The sequence below is a fragment of the Leptotrichia trevisanii DSM 22070 genome, assembly GCF_000482505.1.
Taxonomy (GTDB): Bacteria; Fusobacteriota; Fusobacteriia; order Fusobacteriales; family Leptotrichiaceae; genus Leptotrichia; species Leptotrichia trevisanii.
The window spans coordinates 1-14806 of record NZ_AXVL01000005.1; the positions used below are offsets into that span (position 1 = coordinate 1).

The following is a 14806-nucleotide window of genomic DNA, read 5'->3' on the forward strand; positions in this document are numbered from 1 at the left end:
TCCCCACTGCTGCCTCCCGTAGGAGTAAGGGCCGTATCTCAGTCCCCTTGTGGCCGTTCACCCTCTCAGGCCGGCTACCTATCATCGCCTTGGTGAGCCGTTACCTCACCAACAAGCTAATAGGACGCAAAGCTCTCCTGCAGCATCTCTTTTCATTGCCAGGCACATGCGTGCCGGCAATTGTATCAGGTGTTATCAGTCGTTTCCGTCTGTTATCCCTGTCTGCAGGGCAAGTTCTTTACGCGTTACTCACCCGTCCGCCTTGGCTAGCCTGTGCAAGCACAGATTCGCCAAAGACTTGCATGTGTTAAGCATTCTGTCAGCGTTCATCCTGAGCCAGGATCAAACTCTTCATTCAATATATTTTACATATATTTAATTTTCACCTTTGTCTTGACGAGAATCTTGTTTTACAACAAGAGTTCTTGACTATTATTTATCTTTTACACATTATTGCTTCTTCTATTCTTATCTTAATTGTCCTGCGATACGATTTTGTATCGACAAGATATATATTATCATAACTAAATTTATTTGTCAACTACTTTTTTTAAAAAAATTTGTGTTTTTTGTAGTTATAAAGGTTTCTTTACTGGTATTCCTACTTTTCTAGGATATTTTATATTTGTTTTTTGAAGTTTTATAATCTCCAATATTATTCTTGTATCTTTGCTTTCTGGAAGATTAAATTCAAAAGTTTTGTTTATTTTTACATTTAAAATCTTTAGAGCATTTTTCGATTCTTCTATTTCGTTTAGGTTTAATTTCTGCGGTAAAAATCGTCCATTTACCTTTATGAATGGAATCATATACTCCAGTATTATTCTTAAATTGGCTACCCCTCGGCAAAGAGCAACATCAAAACTTTCTCTTCTATCTTTTATTAATTCTTCTGCACGTTCAAAACTTGTGGTTACATTCTGTAAATTTAATTCTTTTATTACTTCATTTATGAATTCTATTTTTTTCCTTACTGAATCTACTAATAGAAACTTATTTTTCGGGTAATAAAGGGCAAGTACAAGCCCAGGAAATCCAGCGCCTGTTCCCACATCTATAAAAGATTTTTCATCATTATTTATAACTTTTGTTAAAAGCAAGGAATCTATAAAATGTTTTTCCAGCATTCCTTTTTTCTCACGAATTGCTGTTAAATTCATAATTTGATTTTTATTATATAAAAGTTCTAAAAATTTCAGCATTTGTGTAATTTTTTCGTCTGGCACTTTAATTTCTGATTTTGAAAGCAAGTTTAAGAAATATTCTCTTAAATCGGCTTCTTCGTTTATATTTTCCACTTTTTCTCCTTATGTTTCATTAATATATAAAAGTTTTTTTATAGCTAGATTTTATTTTAAGACTCCATCTAAATACATGAGCAGCACAGAAACATCTGCTGGCGTTACTCCAGACATTCTGGATGCCTGTCCTACATTATACGGTCTATTTTCTTTCAATCTTTGTTTTGCTTCTCTTGTAATTCCCTTCATATTGTCATAGTCAAAATTTTCAGGAATTTTTTTATCATCCAGTTTTTGCTGTTTTTCCATAATTTGAATAGCTTTGGCGATGTAGCCTTCATATTTTGTCTGAACTTCAATTTGATATTCAGTTTCATCGTCAAAATTTAGATTTGGCACATTTTCAATGATTTCAGCGATATATTTTATATCTTGATATGTAACTTTTGGACGGCGTAAAATTTCCTTTAAAGTCGTTCCGCTTTTTAGGCTTTCACCGTATTTATCAAGAATTTCCATTAGTCTTTGATTACTGCTTCCAAGTTTTATATTTTCAAGGTTTTCTATTGTTTCCTTAACATTTTTTTTCTTTTCCTGTACAATATCATAATATTTTTTATCAAGAAGTCCAATTTTATAAGCCTTTTCAGAAAGTCTTATATCAGCATTGTCTTCACGTAAGATAAGTCGAAATTCAGATCTTGCCGTAAACATTCTATATGGCTCAAACAATTCCTTATTTATTAAATCATCTATCATTGTTCCAATGTACGAACTTTCTCTGTCTAAAATAAATGGCTCTTCTCCCTTAATTTTTAAAGCTGCATTAATTCCTGCAATAATTCCCTGTGCAGCCGCCTCTTCATAACCACTTGTACCATTTAGCTGCCCAGCCAGATAAAGTCCTTTTACTTTACGAGTTTCAAGAGTGTAGTCAAGTTCGCTAGGATCTACAATATCATATTCCACAGCATATCCGTATCGCATTATATGGGCATTTTCGAGTCCATCAATTGTATTTACTATCTTCTGTTGCAAACTAGCGGGATAGCTTGTGGAAAGTCCACTTATGTAGACTTCTGCCGTGTCAAATCCTTCTGGCTCCAAAAACAGATGATGGCTGTCTTTATCATTAAATTTTACAACTTTATCTTCAATTGATGGACAGTATCTTGGTCCTGTGCTGCTTATACTTCCATTATACATTGGTGCTTTGTCCAAATTATCAAGTATTATTTTATGCGTTGTTTCATTTGTACGTGTTAAATAGCAGGATAATTGAGGTTTTTCTAAAACTTCACTATTTGGAGTTCTCATTGAAAATTTTAATGGAATACCTGTTATTCCTGGCTGTTCTTCCAATTTTTCCAGATTTAATGTTCTGATATCAAGTCTAGGAGGTGTCCCTGTCTTGAATCTATCCATTTTAAATCCTAACGATTTCAGGGAAGCTGTCAAATCGTCTGCTGATAACTCTCCCATTCTTCCACCTTTCACCCTTTTATCTCCAATGTATAAAAGCCCTCTTAAGAACGTTCCTGTTGCAAGTACAACTGCTTTTGCAAAAAACTCCATTCCTGTCTTAGTTCTTATCCCTTTTATAACTTTTTCAATTTTTTTAGAATTACTTTCTAAAATTTCAATTTCTTCAACAATTAATTCTGTGACAATATCTTGAACAGTATCTAAATTTTGCTGATTTTCTATTGTTTTTTTCATTTCCCTTGCATAAATTTTTCTATCTGCCTGAGCTCTTAACGAACGAACCGCTGGTCCTTTTTTTGTATTTAAAATTCTCATTTGTACAAAGCTTTTATCCATATTTCGTCCGATTTCTCCACCTAATGCGTCAACTTCCTTAGCCAGATGGCTTTTTGCAGGTCCTCCAACTGATGGGTTACAAGACATAACACCTATATTATCTAATGTTATTGTAAAAATTGCTGTATTCAACCCTAATCTCGCCGATGCCAATGCCGCTTCAATTCCTGCGTGTCCAGCACCAACTATAATTACATCATAATTTCTCATTTTATTTATAAATTGTAATTTTTTATTCTCAAAATAATACTTTGACTTAAAATTACATTCTCCTTTCAATTCCAATTCTTTTTATAAATCAATTATATATTAATATTTTGTTTTTTTCAATAAAGTATTTTTCAAAAAAGAAAAAACGAGTTATTCAACTCGTTCTCAATTATTTAATAATTACATTTTTAATTTTTGTTTTGGTGGAAATGACGGGAATCGAACCCGTGTCCAAAATAGAAAGTTCTTACTATCTTCTACAAGTTTAGTCTATTTAACGCTTTAACCGTTAGATATTAAACAGACAAAAGTCTAAAGGCGAGATTATAAGATTTCCTCAAATGACATAATCATACATTTGAGTAAGCCATTAAAAATGACATCATCTAATGGGAAAATGGCGTTCCCAAAAGAGATGAGCCGCTATCTTAGGCAGCTAATGCGTAATTATCGTTTCCGATTATTTTTAAGTTGGATTTTAAAGCTCCCGCTTACTTGCCAATAATAATCTTTTTATCCTGTCGAAACCAAAACATTCCCTTAATTATTCACTTTTTAACTTTCAAGTCATTCTATCATAAAAACATTTATTTTTCAACAGCAATTTTAAATTTTTTTAATGTTTTGGTGCAAAAAGGCTTATTACACCATAAGATGCTAAAGTCATTATTACTGCGGCTATTATTACTCCCAGCACAATATAAAAAAACGATTTTTTTCTCTCGAACTGAAGCAATGCCGCAATTAATGCACCTGTCCAGGCACCTGTTCCTGGAAACGGAATTGCTACAAACAGCATCAAACCAATAAATTCTCCTGTTGCAAGCCCTTCACTTCGCTTTTTTGCACGATTTTCTATTTTTTCAATAAATTTTACCATAATATTATGTTTTTTCATAAATTCAAAGGCTTTTACTGAAAACAGCAGAATAAATGGTACAGGAAGCATATTTCCAATAATCGAAACAATCATATTCAAATACCAAGGTAAGCCAATAGCCGCTCCAATCGGTATTGCACCACGAAGCTCAATTATAGGCAGCATTGATATAAGAAATATTCCAATCACTTTGTTTAAAAGTGGAGCTCCAATCAAAGTTACCTTTACAAAATTTTTAAAAGATTCCATCATTTTTATTTTTTACTTTATAATAATTACATTCATTAATTATTACAAATTTCTCCTTTATTGTTTATTTACGTTGTTTCAAGAGAACGTATACTCTATTTTTTTATTTGAAATTCTATCTAATTCTTACAAAAATTCATAAATTTACAACATATTTCCAACTAAATTTAATTATTTTTTTGTAATCACTAATATTAAGGGCTGTGATTTTTCCAAAACAAACTCAGACTCATTAAAGCCGCCAAATATTTTTACATTGCTCATGCCTAACTGTTCAAAAAATTTCATAAAATCAAAATAATTGACATTTGTTAAAATTTCCTCATTTTCAAATTTATCATCCAAAATAGTTTTGAAAATCACATTATTATCAGAATTTTTGTAATAATAACGTTCAAATTTCACATTTTCATTTTCAATCAATGGTAAATTTCCCAAAAAATCAGATTCAGATTTTTGATTTTCAAAAAACTTATAAAAATTTATTAGCTGAATAATGAGTTTCCCATTATTTTCAAGCTGAGAATAAGCCTTTTGTAAAAATAAAAAAATCTCATCTTTACTATTTAAATGCGGTAATGTATTTCCAACATTTATTATTGTGTCAAATTTTTCAAATTCATCAATTCTCATCATATCCAAATTTTTTACATCAACATTTTTTTCTCTAGCCTGCTCAATCAATTTTTCATTTATATCAATGGAAATTACATCATATCCTTCATTTTTCAGAAATTTTGACAAATTGCCTGTTGCAGCTCCCACATCAAGCACTTTTTTTCCTGTAATATATTTTTGAAAAAAATTCTTCTGAACATCTGAAAGTGAAAAGATAAAATCGTATTTTTCTGCGATTGTATCATAAAATTTCTTCATATTTTCTTTATTTTCCATATTTTCTCCAAATTTTAAATTTTTTTGAATTTTATACTATTTCCTAGTTAAATAGTAAAAAACAGTTAAAACCATTTTTTACAAGATTTAGTGTAAATATATAAAATTTAATTTCCATTTTTTTAATAGAGGTTTAGTATTAATGATAAAGTCATAATTTTAAATTATTATATCATAAATTTTAGAAAATAAGAATTAAATTTGTAAAAAACAACAGAAAAAAGAAAACCGACTATTTCTAGCCGATTTTCAAAGTTAATTTTTAAGATTTCTGTTTAAAATCAATTATTTAGCAATTTTGCTTGCGAAGTATCCTAAAGTTCTGATTAATTGAGCTGTATAAGACATTTCGTTGTCATACCAAGATACTGTTTTAACTAATTGAGTATCTCCGTTTTGAACAATTTTAGTTTGTGTTGCATCAAATAATGATCCAAAGTGGATTCCAACTATGTCAGAAGATACTAATTGTTCTTCAGTGTATCCGAATGATTCAGTTGCTGCTGCTTTCATAGCTGCATTTACTTCTTCTACAGTTACTTTTTTCTCTAAGATAGATACTAATTCAGTTAATGAACCAGTTGGAACAGGTACTCTTTGAGCAGCTCCATCTAATTTTCCGTTTAATTCAGGTACTACTAATCCAATTGCTTTTGCAGCTCCTGTTGAGTTAGGAACGATATTTACAGCTGCAGCTCTTGCTCTTCTTAAGTCACCTTTTCTGTGAGGTGCATCCAAAGTATTTTGATCTCCAGTGTAAGCATGGATAGTTGTCATTGTACCAGTTACAACACCAAAGTTATCGTTTAATGCTTTAGCCATTGGTGCTAAACAGTTAGTTGTACAAGAAGCTCCTGAAATAACTGTTTCAGTTCCATCTAAGATTTCGTGGTTTACGTTGTAAACTACAGTTTTAACATCGCTTCCACCAGGTGCAGTAATAACTACTTTTTTAGCTCCTGCTTTAACGTGTAATTCTGCTTTATCTTTTGTAGCAAAGAATCCTGTAGCTTCTAATACTACGTCAACACCTAATTCTCCCCAAGGTAATTCTTCAGGATTAGCTTTTGAGAAAACTTTAATTTCTTTTCCGTTTACTACGAAAGCTCCTTCTTTAACTTCGATAGTTCCATTGAATCTTCCTTGAGATGAATCATATTTGAACAAATGTGCTAACATTTTAGCATCTGTTAAATCATTAATTGCCACTACTTCAAATTTGTCTGTTTGTTCAGCCATTAATCTTAATGCTAGTCTTCCGATTCTTCCAAATCCATTAATTGCTACTTTAATTGCCATTTCAATAATACCTCCTAAAAAATTTTAATATACATTAATATATTATTCCTTACAATTTGAGTATACCACATTTTTTTTGAATTTTCAACAGTCATAAATTAATAAAATTTTATATTGTGATTATTAAAAAATTATATAAGTTTTATATTTTCTAAACAAAAAAACTGCCGAAAAAATCAGCAGTTATATATCACACAATTTATTTTCAAAATGGCTGGGCTGAATGGATTCGAACCATTGCATGCTGGAGTCAAAGTCCAGTGCCTTACCGCTTGGCGACAGCCCAACAATATTTCCTAAGACAAGAATTATTATACAAAAAAATTTCTATTTTGTCAACACTTTATTTTACAATTTTCAAAATAATTTTAAAGGGTGTATTGTATAATTAAGTGTAATACCTAAAATATATTAAGGAAATATAGTAAAAATGTAAATAAGATACTGCCCTATAAATTATAATAAAACAGTATCTTTTACTTAAAAGATTTTTTAAATGTAACATAAAAATCTTTTTACCTTTAATCTATTTGATTTTATTCACTTAATAAAAAAAGTATGAATACAGTTTAATTATCTTAAATTTTAAAGCTACTTTATTTTTTATTTAATACCCTTCATTGTTTTTTCTAAACTATCTACTTCCCATTTTCCATTTACTTTTTTCAATGTTGCTGGTACATTTTCAATTATAACCTCTTCTTCTGTAATCTTTTTGGCTTCTGCTTCAAACATTTTTATTCTTTTTGTTATTGCGATACTGTAGTAATTTCGTTTTAATGGCTCATTTCCTTTATTTTTCATAACTTTTTCCAATTCGCTTACACTGCTGAATTTAGCTTTTTCCATAATCTGTCTTTCTGTTTCCTCATCTAGATCCAGCATATCTGGAACATCTTTCAAATTTTTAGACTTTATGTCATAAATTACTTCCACTTCATCATCAGAAACATAATCTATTTGTTTTACATCAAATCTTAGTGGTGTTTCCCTTGCTGTAATTCTTGAAATTGATCTTATGTATTTATCTACAATTTCGTGTTTTAGTGCATTACTTATAATATAATCTTTTTTAAACAGTCTATTGTAAGTTTCCTTTTCCAATTTTTTTTCATTATCCTGTATTCCAGCGTTTACAATTGTGAAAAAAAACGATTGTAATCTGCTTATAAGTGCTTTTTTTATTTCCATATTTTCATCTTCCACTGTTCTTGCCGGCACACTTTGCTGTGCTTGATTATTTGCTGAAAAAGTATTTCCCATAACTACCAGCATAATCAAAAATAATATTTTTTTCATCCTTATTCTCCTTATTTTTTTATTTATTTCTGTTAAATTTCTAATTGTCTGTATCTTGAACTTGCCATTTACCGTTTACTTTTTTAAGTGTAGCCGGTATATCTTCCACCAAAACCTGTTCATCTTTAAGTTCATGGATATTTTGATTAATAATTTTTGCCATTTCCTCCATTGTTATATTATAAAATTTACGTTTTATTTCATCATTTCCTTTATTTTTTAAAATACTTTCCATTTTATTCATACTGTATCCCATTCTTTTTAAAACTCTTTCTCCCAAAATCTCCTCTTTACCGCTTATACTCAAAATATTTTCTGTATTTTTTGCTTTTGTATCATATAAAATTTCAACTTCATTTTCTGAAACACGATTGACTTTTTTCATTACAATTTTAAGATCCAATCCTTTTAAGGACAAGTCTATCAAAGTTTTCAAAAATTTTTGTGCCATTTCTTTTTTCAAAGATTCACTGATATTATAATCTTCGTTAAATAAGCTCTCATATGCTATTTTTTTTAATTCTTCACTTTTGGAAAGCTCTGCCTTTATAGAATCATTTATCGGCTGTTCCACATCATTTTTTATTGCTCTTTCAAATTCTCTTTTCTCACTTTCCGACACTTGACTTACCATTCCAGTATTTTTGCTACTTCGTGATGTAGGTGCTGTAAAGCTGTTTCCTGCTATCACCAGCATAATTAAAAACAATATTTTTCTCATAAGATCTCCTCCATTTTATATTTATTTTTATTTCCACTAAAATTATAACCTAATTTTTAATTAAAACCTTTTAATTATTGATTTAAATCCACTTGCCACCTTCCATTCACTTTTTTAACTGTAACCGATATATCTTCTACCAAATTTTCTTCCTCTTTTGTCTTTCTTATTTCTTCATTAAGGAAATTTACCACTTCTTCCAGCATTACATAATAATATTTTTTCTTTAATTCTTCATTTCCTTTGTTTCTCATGATCTTTTCTGCTGCATCCATATCTTTGAGTCCTATCTTTGTCAAAAATTGTCTTTCCATCTTTTCATCAAAGTCCAGCAAATCCCAAACTTTGTCTAAATTTTTCACTTTCATATCACAATTTACCTGAACTTCATCTTGAGAAATATAATTAATTTTTTTAACTGCAATTCTTGGTTTCATTCCATTGATTACAATTTTTATTATTTCATCTGTATATTTTTTCCCGATTTCCTTTCTCGCAGCATCGCTTATAACGTATTCCTTTGGAAACAGGCTGTCTATCGGAATTTTTGAAGACTGCTTATTAATTTCTGTTAGCATAGCATTCCTAACTGTGTTCATAAATGGCTGCATTCCAACTTGAACAGCATTTTCAATCTCCTTTTTCTCACTTTCCGATATTCTACTTGTTGTTGTAGTTCTCATACTTCTACCCTTTTGTGTTTTTGGTGCTGCAAATGTGTTTCCCATTACTGCCAGCATTAATACAAATAATAATTTTTTCATAAACTCTCCTCGCTATATCTTTTAGTTACCTTATAGAAAGTATAACATATTTTTTTAAAATATTAAAATTTATTATTTTTTTTAAATAAAAAACATGATTATCAAACTTTTCAGTTTTTTTAATCATGTTATGTTAGTTTTTACTATTTTATTAAATATTTTTCTTATTCTTTTGATTTCCATTTTTTTCCAAAATAATATCCTTTTTAGTAATTTCATAAGACGGATTCTCTTTCAATTCCTTCTTCATTTGAATCTCGCTTTCATCCTTTCTACTAGCAATCTTTTCTTTTTATTTTTTTCAAAAAATGTTTCAAATTTTATTTTCCATTCATCTTTCCAATTGTTGTTATCCATTATCTTCTTGATGGAACTCAACACAGAAACACAATAATCATAATTGTGTCGTTGCCCCAGATTCGTAAAATTCTGTGCTTCCTTCCAATATAATTCCAAAATTTCTTTTGGATATTCAGACGCAATTTTTTCTGAAAAATAATGCTTTCTGTCTATATATGGATTTTTTTGTAAATAATCAAGAACTTCTTTTTTATTATTTTTCACAAGACAAATCTTCAAATATATTGAAACATCTTTATTTTTTATAATATTGATAATCTGTTGCTCGTGTAATTCAAAATCTTCTTTTGAAAGTTCCTTCTGACATTCTTTATACCAATCCAGTAAGTCATCATACTGAGCAAATTCCACTAAATGAAGTAGTAAATTTTTCATCTTTTCATAATTATTATTCTTTTTGTAATAACTATACATAAGTTCTGTTATTTCAAATTTTGCATAATTACGATTCTTTTTCATTGATTTATCGTAAAGTTCTTCCAGTATTTTATCGTTATGTTCCTTTGAATAAAAGTTAAAAAGGTATCCAAATATCTCCTCAATTCCTCCGATTCCTTTTTCCAAACCTTTCACAGCTGTTTCAAGTGCTAAATCTTTTTTATTTTTTTCTTCATAATATTGCAAAAGTTCCCAATACTGCTCAGTTGTATTCAGATTTGCTTTTCGTATTTCAAGATATTTTTCATCTTCTCCAATTTCCCTGTAAATAGATGCAATCCATTCTGAATATCCACTTACACCATTTTCTATAATATAATCAACCAAATATCTCTTCTCACCTTTTGTCTGACACAAAGTTTCCACCAAATTCATAAACCATTCTTCCAGATTACAGCAATCATAATATTCACTGTGTTCAGAAAAAATATAGTTCAAGACTTCCAGCAATATTTTTTCCCTTGTTTCCCACGAAATCTCATTTTGATTTATAATTTCCATAATTTCTTCTAACTGCGAAAACAGATTATCTTCTGTCGGGCTAATTTCATACTCATAATAAAAAACTGTTTCATCAAGTTCATTAATAAGTTTTTTTGAATTTTCCCATCCTTGTAGCAACTGCTGTTCTGTAATAAACATTTTATTTTCAAAAATACTATTTTTTTGACAATATTCTAATAAATTTCCCTCTAATTTGGGATTTTTATTTACCAAAAAACAAATAATTTCTATCAAATCCCCTTTTTCTACATTCCCAACAATTTCCAATAAATTTTTCTTATCCATAATTAAATTTTCCTTCTTAACATTAATTTTACTCTTCAATCCCTTTCCTAAACTCATGTGAAAATGCCTTGTCGTAAAGTTTAGACTTAGAATATTCATTCCCCATAAAGTTTCCTACAAGAATTTGTGCCGTTTTTGTGATTTTTTCCTTTTTCACAAGTTCGGCAATAGTTTCTAGTGTTCCCATAACAATTTTCTGATCTTCCCAAGTCGCTCTTTGGACAATTGCAATTGGTGTTGTTTTATCATAATGCTTTAATAATCTTTTTACAACTTCATCAATCATTTGCACAGATAAGAATATTGCCATCGAACATTTATGTGAAGCAAGGCTTTCAAGACTCTCTGTTTCAGGGACAGTTGTTCTTCCTTCCAGTCTTGTACAAATTATTGTCTGGCTTACATCTGGTAGAGTAAATTCTTTTTTTATTGCAGCAGCGGCAGCTACAAATGAACTTACTCCTGGAATTACTTCATATTCAATCTCATATTCATCCAGAATATCCATTTGTTCCCTTATTGCACCATAAATGCTCGGATCCCCAGTATGCACCCTTGCTACCAGTTTTCCTTTTTTCTGTGCCTTTATCGTAACTTCCATCACTTCATCCAAATTCATTGAAGCAGAATTATAAATTTCAGCTCCATCCTTATGACAATCAATAACCTCTTTTGGAACCAATGAGCCAGTATAAATTATTACATCTGCTTCCTTTACGATTCTTTGCCCTTTTACTGTTATTAATTCAGGATCTCCAGGCCCTGATCCTATGAAGTATACTTTTTTCATAAACTATCCCCTTCTTTTTGAATTAATTTTCTATTTTTATAATATTTCATTTATTTCAAAACTTACTGATATTTCTGTATTCAAATATATTTTTTTATCCTTCTTAAAAAATGCTTCCCAGACTTTCCCATTTTCAAGATAAACGGATATTTTATCAAGTTTTTCAACTTCTTCAACATTTATTTTTTCTATTTTTTTGTTTTTTATTCCAAAAATCTTTTCAAATTTTCTTGAAATATCGTTATTAATTATCTCGTTATCCACAAAATAAATTTCATTAACCATTTTTTTCTGATAATCTTCAAAACTATTGCAAAATTCTCTAAACTGACTATTACATGCCCATTCACACAAAATATCCTTTATTGTCAATTTCTTGATTTTACTAATTTCTTCCTTATTCTCTAAAATTTCTTTTATCTCATTCTCTAAAAATTCCAACGGTGAATATCCATAAACCTTATCATCACAAAAATTATACTTCGGAATAAAATAAATTTTATCTTTCCATTTTTTCAAATAAATTTTAAAAAATTTGTAATATTCTATGTTTCCATAATTTAAATAAAAAACATAATTTCCATTTTCATATTTTGGAAAATCAAAACTTTCACCATAATGAATTTCTTTTCCATCTTTTAAAACTTGAATATATTCTTCATACCAATCCTTATCATCATAGACTTTTCTTTTTATTTCCAACTTTTTCTCTTTTCATGTTATTTATTTTTTATCAAATTATAAATTATTATTTTTAACTATTTTTACTTTTCAAATATCAAATATTTACTTCCTGCATATTTCATAAGCTATACATTGTTATTTAATAAATAAAATTTATATAACTCTTTCCCTCTTAAAGTTACCATCTTGTTACCTTGTAATAAAAATGTACCTTCTTCACAATTTTTCTATTTTAAGCTATAATTAACATAGTTAGCTAACTCAAAAAATATATCTGGAGGAAATTAAAATGGTTGATTATAATAAAATATTAAAAGAAAACTCTTACGGAATTTTAGCTACACTCGATGATAATAAGCCTAAAACAAGAATTTTACAATATCTGTTTTCTGAAAAGAACAAAGTATATCTTGCAACTACAAATAATAAAAACGTTTACAAACAGTTAAAAAAATGTCCTTATGTTTCTTTTCTCTCTCATTCAGAAGATTATTTATCATTTGTATCTGTAAATGGAAATATTCATTTTACTGATGATATTGATCTTAAAACAAGAGTTTTAAATAAATATCCAGCAATAAAGGAACTTTTTAAAACTCCTGATAATCCTATTTTTGAACTTTTTTATATTGATGTAGAAGAAATCAGGACTTTTGATTTAAAAACTTATACCAATGAAAATTTTAAAATTGAAAAACCATAATTAATTCGATACAATTTCAGTTATTCGTATTTTGTTTTTCTCGGTAATTTACACCCCATTTGTCCATACTTTCCAGTATCGGCTTTAAGCTGTAACCTGTTTCAGTAAGAGAATATTCAACTTTTGGAGGAACTTCAGGATAAATTTTTCTTACAAGAAGATTGTCCTCCTCCATTTCTCTTAAATTGTATGTCAAAACTTTATTAGAAATTCCATTTATAGATTTTCTCAACTCTCCAAATCTTTTTGTTCCATCGAGTAAATCTCTTATTATAAGTATTTTCCATTTATTAGAAATTAAAGAAAGTGTTATTTCAACAGAACACTTTGGTAATTCTTTTTTATTCAAAATTATCATTTTCTATTCCTTTTAATTTTATTTTCTTATCATACTCCCTCAAAACTTTTTCCACCTCATTTTCAAGCACTTCCTTATTAGGGATATACAATGTGTATTTTGAAGCAAAAATCTGATTAGAAAGTCCACCTAGTGCATATTCAGACTGAATACCATTCTCTTTCATAAAATGCTCTTTCTTTATCATCAGATATACTCAAAATCTCACAACAATGAGACCAGCTCAATTTTCCAGACACTGTCCAGAATTTTTGGTATTTCAAATAAAATTTTCTCATATTAAATAAATTTGATTTTGAAAAGCCCTTTCCATACTCTTTTGTCAATTTTTTTGACAATTCTTTTAAAAGTTTTTTCCCATATTCCGCTCGCTCATTATTTTTCTGTTCATCTTCTATAATAATTTTCCCAATTTTCCAATAAGTCTGCACAAGAATATTATTAATCTTTACAGACACCTGTTTCCTTGCATTTTCCATCAATTCTTTGATTTGCAAATAAACCATATTACTTTCAATTCCTTTTTCAATTTTATTCATTTTTCTCCCCCTATTTATATTAAATTCTAAAAATAATTTATAACTTATCAAACATATTTAACTAATAACTAATTTTTTGTTCAACATTCGGATTTTGAATGGCTTTCTTATACAGTGCCTTTAATTCTTCAAAATGATTTCCATTTTTTTCTCTGTATTCTTTTTCCTTTTCTGTCAATTCCCTATTATACGGATTATCCCCCAAACTGCTGTGAAGAGCAATTCCAAATTGTGTTATAATATCAAATTTCATAATTTCCTGTGACAAACTTTTATCTGTATAAAATTTATAACCGTCGTAATTTGAACCTCTTCCCGCATCATAGTAAATATTGTTATTGTATTTTACTTTTACAATATTTTTTATTTCTTTTTTCGTTTTTCTTTCATAAATAACTGCTTTGTTGTTTTCCACCAATTCAGCAATATAATTACGAACATAATCCAATTTTTTATCTTTATCCGAGATATTATTTTTTATATTATTTTCTTTTTTATCCCTATTTTTATTGTATAATTCTAACAAATCACTTTTTCTCACTAAAATATCATAATCTTCAGTTTTATACGTTACTATATTCTTTTTATCACTCGGCAATACATAACTCAAATTTATTTCCTTTTCAAAAATTTGACTTAATTCTATGTATCTTTTTTTCTTTGTATCATAAGTTCCTTTTACAATTGTTTCTGCTAGTCCTTGAATTGCTACTCCAAGTAACAAAACAAATAATATTTTTTTCATAATAATTCCTTCTTTCTTTTAG

Annotated in this window: 16 protein-coding genes, 1 tRNA gene, 1 rRNA gene and 1 other RNA gene; 1 reads left to right on the forward strand and 18 read right to left on the reverse strand. The window is 28.8% G+C overall.

Annotated features, from left to right (window positions below; all coding sequences use genetic code 11):
- The 14 genes from K324_RS0100835 to K324_RS0100900 all read right to left on the reverse strand — a co-directional run.
- Window positions 1-358 (reverse strand): 16S ribosomal RNA (locus tag K324_RS0100835); the annotation flags it as partial.
- Between the two features lie 217 nt (window positions 359-575).
- On the reverse strand, window positions 576-1298 hold the full coding sequence (gene rsmG, locus K324_RS0100840; protein ID WP_026747465.1) for a 16S rRNA (guanine(527)-N(7))-methyltransferase RsmG: 723 nt from the start codon (window positions 1296-1298) through the stop codon (window positions 576-578).
- 51 nt (window positions 1299-1349) lie between these two features.
- Window positions 1350-3272 carry a tRNA uridine-5-carboxymethylaminomethyl(34) synthesis enzyme MnmG gene (gene mnmG, locus K324_RS0100845; protein WP_026747466.1) on the reverse strand — a complete coding sequence of 641 codons (1923 nt, stop codon included), beginning with the start codon at window positions 3270-3272 and terminating at the stop codon, window positions 1350-1352.
- Window positions 3273-3473: 201 nt separating this feature from the next.
- Window positions 3474-3812: a transfer-messenger RNA gene (gene ssrA, locus K324_RS15365) on the reverse strand.
- 76 nt (window positions 3813-3888) lie between these two features.
- The gene (locus K324_RS0100850) at window positions 3889-4404 is read right to left on the reverse strand and encodes a COG2426 family protein (protein WP_036094908.1); all 516 of its coding nucleotides are present in this window, start codon (window positions 4402-4404) and stop codon (window positions 3889-3891) included.
- Window positions 4405-4572: 168 nt separating this feature from the next.
- Window positions 4573-5295 (reverse strand): class I SAM-dependent methyltransferase, encoded by a 723-nt coding sequence (locus tag K324_RS0100855; RefSeq protein WP_211231537.1) that lies wholly within the window; start codon window positions 5293-5295, stop codon window positions 4573-4575.
- A 285-nt stretch (window positions 5296-5580) separates the two neighbouring features.
- Window positions 5581-6594, reverse strand: a complete 1014-nt coding sequence (gene gap / locus K324_RS0100860) for a type I glyceraldehyde-3-phosphate dehydrogenase (protein ID WP_026747469.1) — start codon at window positions 6592-6594, stop codon at window positions 5581-5583.
- Between the two features lie 211 nt (window positions 6595-6805).
- A tRNA-Gln gene (locus K324_RS0100865) sits at window positions 6806-6880 on the reverse strand.
- Window positions 6881-7197: 317 nt separating this feature from the next.
- Entirely contained in the window at window positions 7198-7893 is a 696-nt protein-coding gene (locus K324_RS0100870; protein WP_026747470.1) for a hypothetical protein, read from the reverse strand.
- Window positions 7894-7933: 40 nt separating this feature from the next.
- Window positions 7934-8614 (reverse strand): hypothetical protein, encoded by a 681-nt coding sequence (locus K324_RS0100875; RefSeq protein WP_026747471.1) that lies wholly within the window; start codon window positions 8612-8614, stop codon window positions 7934-7936.
- A 74-nt stretch (window positions 8615-8688) separates the two neighbouring features.
- Window positions 8689-9378 carry a hypothetical protein gene (locus K324_RS0100880; protein ID WP_026747472.1) on the reverse strand — a complete coding sequence of 230 codons (690 nt, stop codon included), beginning with the start codon at window positions 9376-9378 and terminating at the stop codon, window positions 8689-8691.
- 246 nt (window positions 9379-9624) lie between these two features.
- Entirely contained in the window at window positions 9625-10965 is a 1341-nt protein-coding gene (locus K324_RS0100890; RefSeq protein WP_156906951.1) for a hypothetical protein, read from the reverse strand.
- 28 nt (window positions 10966-10993) lie between these two features.
- Window positions 10994-11755, reverse strand: a complete 762-nt coding sequence (gene cobM, locus K324_RS0100895; protein ID WP_026747474.1) for a precorrin-4 C(11)-methyltransferase — start codon at window positions 11753-11755, stop codon at window positions 10994-10996.
- 36 nt (window positions 11756-11791) lie between these two features.
- Window positions 11792-12457, reverse strand: coding sequence for a hypothetical protein (locus K324_RS0100900; RefSeq protein WP_026747475.1), 666 nt, complete (start codon window positions 12455-12457; stop codon window positions 11792-11794).
- Between the two features lie 271 nt (window positions 12458-12728).
- On the opposite strand from K324_RS0100900, the gene K324_RS0100905 reads away from it, so the two are divergent.
- The gene (locus K324_RS0100905; protein WP_026747476.1) at window positions 12729-13142 is read left to right on the forward strand and encodes a pyridoxamine 5'-phosphate oxidase family protein; all 414 of its coding nucleotides are present in this window, start codon (window positions 12729-12731) and stop codon (window positions 13140-13142) included.
- A gap of 16 nt (window positions 13143-13158) precedes the next feature.
- Here K324_RS0100905 and K324_RS0100910 read toward each other — a convergent pair whose 3' ends face one another.
- The 4 genes from K324_RS0100910 to K324_RS0100925 form a co-directional block, all read right to left on the reverse strand.
- Complete coding sequence (locus K324_RS0100910; protein WP_026747477.1) at window positions 13159-13491, reverse strand: winged helix-turn-helix transcriptional regulator; 333 nt, start codon at window positions 13489-13491, stop codon at window positions 13159-13161.
- A complete protein-coding gene (locus K324_RS16280) occupies window positions 13484-13666 on the reverse strand; it encodes a hypothetical protein (RefSeq protein WP_026747478.1) in 183 nt (60 codons plus the stop codon). The genes K324_RS0100910 and K324_RS16280 overlap by 8 nt, the downstream gene beginning before the upstream one ends.
- Window positions 13641-14039 carry a DUF1016 N-terminal domain-containing protein gene (locus K324_RS14090; protein ID WP_026747479.1) on the reverse strand — a complete coding sequence of 133 codons (399 nt, stop codon included), beginning with the start codon at window positions 14037-14039 and terminating at the stop codon, window positions 13641-13643. The genes K324_RS16280 and K324_RS14090 overlap by 26 nt, the downstream gene beginning before the upstream one ends.
- 61 nt (window positions 14040-14100) lie before the next feature.
- Entirely contained in the window at window positions 14101-14784 is a 684-nt protein-coding gene (locus tag K324_RS0100925) for a hypothetical protein (RefSeq protein WP_026747480.1), read from the reverse strand.
- Window positions 14785-14806 lie beyond the last annotated feature (22 nt).